The 6,434-nt window shown below is 66.5% G+C and carries 6 protein-coding genes and 1 pseudogene; all 7 read right to left on the minus strand.

The genetic code is table 11. The annotated features are described in order from the left end of the window. Positions 1–66: 66 nt before the first annotated feature. Positions 67–897 carry a pirin family protein gene (locus tag ACTHLF_RS07695; protein WP_440326295.1) on the minus strand — a complete coding sequence of 277 codons (831 nt, stop codon included), beginning with the start codon at positions 895–897 and terminating at the stop codon, positions 67–69. 190 nt (positions 898–1,087) lie between these two features. Then, complete coding sequence (locus tag ACTHLF_RS07700) at positions 1,088–1,759, minus strand: YecA/YgfB family protein (RefSeq protein WP_440326297.1); 672 nt, start codon at positions 1,757–1,759, stop codon at positions 1,088–1,090. Beyond that, entirely contained in the window at positions 1,756–2,523 is a 768-nt protein-coding gene (gene xth / locus ACTHLF_RS07705) for an exodeoxyribonuclease III (RefSeq protein ID WP_440326298.1), read from the minus strand. The genes ACTHLF_RS07700 and xth overlap by 4 nt, the downstream gene beginning before the upstream one ends. A 60-nt stretch (positions 2,524–2,583) precedes the next feature. Beyond that, positions 2,584–4,632: pseudogene (locus ACTHLF_RS07710) on the minus strand (M3 family metallopeptidase). 137 nt (positions 4,633–4,769) lie between these two features. After that, entirely contained in the window at positions 4,770–5,309 is a 540-nt protein-coding gene (locus ACTHLF_RS07715; RefSeq protein WP_440326300.1) for a gamma carbonic anhydrase family protein, read from the minus strand. A 71-nt stretch (positions 5,310–5,380) separates the two neighbouring features. Beyond that, entirely contained in the window at positions 5,381–5,689 is a 309-nt protein-coding gene (locus ACTHLF_RS07720; RefSeq protein WP_440326302.1) for a hypothetical protein, read from the minus strand. Positions 5,690–5,831: 142 nt separating this feature from the next. Beyond that, positions 5,832–6,365 (minus strand): energy transducer TonB, encoded by a 534-nt coding sequence (locus tag ACTHLF_RS07725; protein ID WP_440326304.1) that lies wholly within the window; start codon positions 6,363–6,365, stop codon positions 5,832–5,834. Between the last annotated feature and the right edge of the window lie 69 nt (positions 6,366–6,434).

Raw genomic sequence — 6,434 nt, forward strand, 5'->3', positions numbered from 1 at the left:
CGATGGGCTTGCGGCAAGCACCCATCGCGCGCAAGCGCGCTCCCACATTTGGAGTGACCAGCGCTTTCAGAACTTACCGGCGCGGAAGTCGGCGATGGCCTGGTGGATCTGGTCGGGGCTGTTCATGACGAACGGGCCATATCGGGCCACGGGTTCCGCCAGCGGGCGACCGGCAACCAGCAGGATCCGGGCTCCGTCCGTGGCCGCGAGGGTCACCTTGTCGCCCTTGGAGAGCACCGCCAGTTCACCGCGTGCCAGCGACTGCCCGGCGACCGTCGCCGCGGTGCCGTCGAACACATAGGCGAACGCGCTATGGCCCTCGGGGAGCGCCAGTTCCAGCTCGGCACCCGGATCCAGGGCGATGTCGAGGTACACCGGATCGGTGGCCACGCCGGAGACGGGGCCCCGGGCGCCAGCCAGCTCGCCGGCCACGACCTTCACGGTGACGCCAGGCGCCGGATGCACCACCGGGATCTCGCCCGGCGGGATATCCTGGTAGCGCGGGGCCGTCATCTTGTCCGCGGCGGGCAGGTTCACCCACAGCTGGAAACCCCACATGAGGCCTTCTTCCTGCTGTGGCATCTCCGAGTGGATCAGGCCGCTGCCGGCGGTCATCCACTGCACGCTGCCCGGGCCGAGGTCGCCCGTGTTGCCCTTGTTGTCGCCATGGCGCATGCGCCCGGCGAGCATGTAGGTCACGGTCTCGAAGCCGCGGTGCGGGTGGTCGGGGAAGCCTTCGATGTAGTCGCCGGCCTGGTCCGAACGGAATTCGTCGAGCATGAGGAACGGATCCAGCATGTCGAGGGCCGGCTGGCCGATCACGCGTTTGAGCTTTACACCGGCGCCGTCGGCGGTATCCATGCCGCGGACGCGGCGGATGATGCTGCGGTAAGTCATGGTGAGCTCCGGGGTGGTCGTGGAATGCGCACAAGATGGCGCTTCCGCCGGCTGCCGGGAAGGCTCGTGGGGTGAACGATGCGTTCCGGCGGGCCCCGTCGCGCGCGAGCGCGCTCCCACAAGAGCGCGACGGCCGCTTTCATCGGCGGTGTGGGAGCGCGCTTGCGCGCGATCCCGGCCCCTCAGGGTTTCAATGCACCCAATGCCCCGCCCGGTGGCGTGGCGGGTGTTCCTCGCCTTCGCGGTTCGGCCGGGCCATCGCCGCGATTTCCGCGTCCTTCGGCGGGTTGTCGAGCCAGTACTGCCCCACGGCGGTCAGCACGGTGGGCAACTGGCCGAGGCACTCGTCGTATTCCTCGTCCGTCAGCTTCTCGAACTCGGCATCCGCCTGGAGCACGCCTTCGTCGACAGCGAGCGCCATGACCGGTCCCAGCAGCTGCATGAGCTCCGGGTCTTCGGCCAGGCGGCTTTCCCACAGCGCCGCGCGCATGTCGATGCCACGGCTGAAGCCCTCGCACCAGCCGGCGGCCGACAGCATCGGGCCTTCCTCGGTATCGATTTCGCCGAGGATCGGCTCATAAGCGTCGACATCGAGTTCGGCGCTGACCGAGTCGTTCAACTTGGCGAGCAGGGCGAGCACGCGGTTGCCCTGGTCCTCATCCTCGAACGCGTCGTGGAGCACCTCGTGCAGCCACTCGTCCGGCTTGACCTCGAGCGGCCCCACGGCCACCGCGGAGAGCAGCCCATGCACGCCATCGAGCATGAGGTCGCCATCGCCACCGTGCGTGCGCAGGTAGGTATCGAGTTCTTCCAGTTCCTTGTCGTCCAGGGAGCTGGGCCATTCGGATTTGGGTACGTTCAAAGCGTTAACTCCAGCGCGACAGGCGCGTGGTCGGACGGTTGCTCCCACTTCCGGGGCGCCTTGTCGATGATCGACGAAGTGGCCACGGCCTTGAGTGCATCGCTGATCAGGATGAGGTCGATCCGCAGCCCCATGTTGCGCCGGAAAGCAGCCTGGCGGTAGTCCCACCAGCTGAAGAGACCGGCTTCTTCCGAGAACATGCGGAAGCTGTCGTGAAGGCCTGTATCGAAGATGGCCTGCAACGCCGCGCGTTCCGGCGGCGAGCAGAAGATATCCTCGCCCCATGCGACGGGATCGTAAACATCGCGGTCGTCGCGGCAGATGTTGAAATCGCCGAGCACCACCAGCTTCGGGTGCTTCGCCAGCTCCTTCTCGATGAAGTTACGTACCTGCGCCAGCCAGTGCAGCTTGTACGTGTACTTCTCGTCGCCGAGCGCCTTGCCGTTCACCACATAGAGGTTGATGACGCGCACGTCGCCCACGGTGGCGGCGAGGATGCGGCGCTGGGGATCGTCGAGGCCCTCGATGTCGGTCACGACATCGGTTAGCTCCTCTTTCGCGAGGATGGCCACGCCGTTGTAGGTCTTCTGCCCCGAAAATACGGAGCGGTAGCCCATCGCGGCAATCTCATCGACGGGAAACTTGTCGTCGGTGAGCTTGGTTTCCTGCAGCGCGATGATGTCCGGCGCCGCCTCGCCCAGCCACTGCTGGAGATGGGGCAGGCGGACCTTCAGCGAATTGACGTTCCACGAGGCGATCTTCATCGCGCCATTGTAAAGGAAACCCGCGTGACGGCCCGGCGTCAGGCGGGTTTCCGGCTGCCGTCAGGCCAGGCCGTAGCTCTTCAGCAGGGCCTCGGGCTGTGGCTCACGGCCGCGGAAGGCCGTGAACGAGGCAAGGGCGGGGCGGGTGGCGCCCACGGCGAGGATTTCCTTGCGGAAACGCTCGCCCGTGGCGCGGTCCAGCACGCCGGCGGCTTCGAACGGCTCGAACGCATCGGCCGAAAGCACTTCCGCCCACAGGTAGCTGTAGTAACCGGCCGAATAACCGCCGGCGAAGATGTGGGTGAAGGCGTGCGGGAAGCGCTGCCATACCGGCGGGTGCAGCACCGAGACTTCCTTGCGGACCTCCTCGAGCACCTCCATCGGGCGGGCGCCACGCACCGGGTCGTATTCCAGGTGCAGGCGGAAATCGAACAGGCCGAATTCGAGCTGGCGAACGAGGAACATGCCGGTGTGGAAATGACGCGCCTTGAGCATGCGCTCATACAGCTCGTCGGGCAGCGGCTCGCCGGTCTGGTAGTGCTTCGCGAACAGGCGCAGCGCCTCGCGATCCCACGCGAAGTTCTCCATGAACTGGCTCGGCAGTTCCACCGCATCCCATTCCACGCCATCGATGCCGCCGACCGAAGGAATATCCACCTCGGTAAGCATGTGGTGCAGTCCGTGGCCGAATTCGTGGAACAGCGTCAGCACGTCATCGTGGGTGAGCAGCGCGGGCGCGCCATCGGTCGGCGGCGGGAAGTTGCAGGTGAGGAACGCCACCGGCAGCTGCAGGTGCTCACCATCGCGGAAGCGCGCTTCGCACACATCCATCCACGCGCCACCGCGCTTGCCGGAGCGCGCGTACAGATCCACATACGCGCCAGCGAACACCGTGCCATCGGCGTTGCTGAGGTCGTAGTACGTGACGTCCTTGTTCCAGGTGTCCACGTCCTTGCGCTGGGTAAACTTCACCCCGTAGAGGCGCTCGACGACGTCGAACAGGCCCTGCACCACCTGCAGCGCCGGGAGGTACGGCTTGAGCTGCTCTTCGTCCAGCGCGTAGCGCTCCTGGCGCAGGCGCTCGGCGGCGAAGGCGACGTCCCAAGGCTCGAGGTTATCGATCTTCAGCGTCTCGGTGGCGAAGCGGCGCAGCTCGGCCAGTTCCTCACGGGCACGCGGGCGCGCCTTCGCGGCGAGGTCGCGCAGGAAATCGAGCACCGCCTGCGGCGACTTCGCCATCTACGTGGCCAGCGACTCTTCGGCGGCATTCGCGAAGCCAAGGAGTTGTGCGGCTTCGTGGCGCAGCGCGACGATCTTTTCAATGCGCTCGGAGTTGTCGAACTTGCCCTTGTTCGGGCCCTGGTCCGAGGCGCGGGTCTGGTACGCGTAGTACACGTCGAAGCGCAGGTCGCGATTCTCCGCATAGGTAAGCACGGCCTGCACGCTCGGCTGCTTCAGCGTCACCAGGAAACCGTCGAGCTTTTCCTCGCGGGCGTATTCGCGCAGCACGGCGCGGCCCGAAGCGGGGATACCCGCCAGGTCGCGCTCGTCGGTGATGTGCTTGTGCCAGGCCTCGGTCGCATCGAGCACGGCATTCGAGAATTCCGTGGTCAGCTTCGAAAGCTCGACGCCGATCTCGCGGAAGCGCGTGCGCGCCGGTTCTTCCAGCGCGACGCCGGAAAGGCGGAAATCGCGCAAGGCGTGATCGACCGCAGCGCGCTCGGCGACGGGCAGCGTGCCGAAACCGGCGCTATCGGCCACGGCCTGGGTGGCCGCATACAGTTCGCGGTTCTGGCCTACCTCGATCCCGTGGTCGGTCAGTTTTTCCTCGGCGGCGCCGTGCACCTTGCGCAGGGCTTCGCTATCGGCCACCGAGTGCAGGTGGCTCACCGGCGACCAGGCGCGCGAAAGGGCCTGGTCCAGGCGTTCCTGCGCCAGCATCACGTGCTCGAAGTCGCGCGTGGCGCCCGCGGCGGTGATCTGGTCGATGCCGGCGCGCTGGTTGGCGATCAGGCGGTCAATGGCCGGTTCGACGTGTTCCGGGCGGATGGCCGAAAACGCCGGCAGTTCGCCGCTGGGGTCCAGAAGGGGGTTCGTGGTGCTGTCCATGGTGTCTCCTCGTTCGACACCCAGCGTGGTGCTGTCGCGAGGCCAAATCAAGCAGTGCGATGTAAGGACGCTAAGCCCTTGTTCTGGAAGGCCGCTCACCCTTGTGGGAGCGCGCTTGCGCGCGATCCCCGACGGCCTCACCCCTCCAACAGGTACGTATCCTTCAACTTCACATAGTTAGCCGCCGAGTAATAAAGCTGCTCCACCTGGGCATCGCTGAGCACCCGCACCAATTTGGCCGGGTTCCCCACCCACAGCTCACGCTCACCCACCACCTTGCCCGGCGGCACGACCGCGCCGGCGGCAATGAAGGCGTTCTTCTTCACCACGGTGCCATCGAGCACCGTCGCATGCATGCCGATCAGGCACGCATCCTCGATCGTGCAGGCGTGGATCACCGCACCATGGCCGATGGTGACGTCGGCACCGATGATCGTAGGGAAGCCGCCCGGGGTGTACGGACCGTCGTGGGTCACGTGGATGATGGCGCCATCCTGCAGGTTGCTGCGGGCGCCGACCCGGATGTGGTGGACATCGCCGCGGGCGACCGCGCCGGGCCAGATCGAGACATCGTCGGCCAGTTCGACATCGCCGATGACGGTGGCGGCGGGGTCGACGTAAACGCGCTGGCCGAGGCGGGGGAGGATGCCCTTGAAGGGGCGCAGGTTATTAGGCATGGGGGGATTTTAGTCCCCCCTGCCGAATCCTGTGGCGGTATCGCGAAAGATGTCGCGCACAGGGTGCGCTCCTACTGGAATTTGCCGCCGGTGATGTGGCCGGATTCATCCCACTGGGGGAAGTAGCGGCTGTTGTTCATGCGGATTTCCATGGTGGTGGGCGTGTTAGGCATCACCAGCAGGACATCGGGGTAGGCCGCCTTGAACTGTTCGGCGGTCGGCTTCGTGGCGATGAAGGCGTCGAAGGCCTTTTCATCGGTGACGAAGCCCTTGACCGGCGCAGGCGCCGAGGCGGGGGAGGTGGCCGGTGCGGTCTGGCACGCGCTGAGGGCGGCGCCGCCGAGGACGGCCATGAACAACAGGGTTCCGATGCGGTACATGGGGCTAGGCTCCTTGCCTGGGGGGAGGAGCCATCATAGGCCAGTGCCCTGCGACGGACCATGAACCAGTCCCCGGCCCGAAGATTCCGCCGGGCCAGGGGGTCACACAGTGGGCGCTAACGCCAAAGGCGGGCTGACGGCCTCAGCCGCCGTTTCGCCTGCGGATCGCGTCGGCCTTGGCCTCGTCTTCCGCGGTGACCACCTGCTGCTGGGCATCCAGCTTGGCGCCCAGGATGATCAGCGTGTAGTTGGTCGGATCGAAGTCGCGAAGCAGGGCGATCTCGCGGCGCGCTTCTTCCAGGTCGCGGCGGTTGATCTGCCGCTCGATGGTCTGCGAGGCGAACGGCAGGGTTTCGCGCAGGGCATCGGTAGCAGTGGCGTTCTTCGCATCCAGCTGCAGGATGGAAAGGTAGTACTCGTAGGCGTTGTTACCCTGCGGGGCGACCAGGCGGCCTTCCCTGGTCGCATCGCGGGCCAGCCCCAGCAGGATGTCGATTTCGGGGGAGGCGCCGGCGGTGACCGCGGGTTCGGGCAGCTTTGCCGGGGCGTCGGCCTCGGCCAGCTCATGCTGCTGGCGAACGCCCAGCACAAGGGCGGCCACGGCCAGCACGGCCGTGACGACAACGACGATGATCGCGCGGCGGGGTACCGCGGCGATGCGAGAGGCGGAGATCATTGGGGGAATTCCGTAACGCTGCCCGCAACCAGGCCGGCCCCCTGTCGGACGGCCCCTGCGGGCGCGCCA

Origin of the sequence: Luteibacter sp., assembly GCF_051958795.1 — a bacterium.
GTDB lineage: Bacteria > Pseudomonadota > Gammaproteobacteria > Xanthomonadales > Rhodanobacteraceae > Luteibacter.

What these genes read in the sequence shown, in the direction of transcription:
- xth (WP_440326298.1), bottom strand. Translation starts at nt 2,523, where the DNA reads ATGAAGATCGCCTCGTGGAACGTCAATTCGCTGAAGGTCCGCCTGCCC.
- ACTHLF_RS07715 (WP_440326300.1), bottom strand. Translation starts at nt 5,309, where the DNA reads ATGCCTAATAACCTGCGCCCCTTCAAGGGCATCCTCCCCCGCCTCGGC.
- ACTHLF_RS07695 (WP_440326295.1), bottom strand. Translation starts at nt 897, where the DNA reads ATGACTTACCGCAGCATCATCCGCCGCGTCCGCGGCATGGATACCGCC.
- ACTHLF_RS07720 (WP_440326302.1), bottom strand. Translation starts at nt 5,689, where the DNA reads ATGTACCGCATCGGAACCCTGTTGTTCATGGCCGTCCTCGGCGGCGCC.
- ACTHLF_RS07725 (WP_440326304.1), bottom strand. Translation starts at nt 6,365, where the DNA reads ATGATCTCCGCCTCTCGCATCGCCGCGGTACCCCGCCGCGCGATCATC.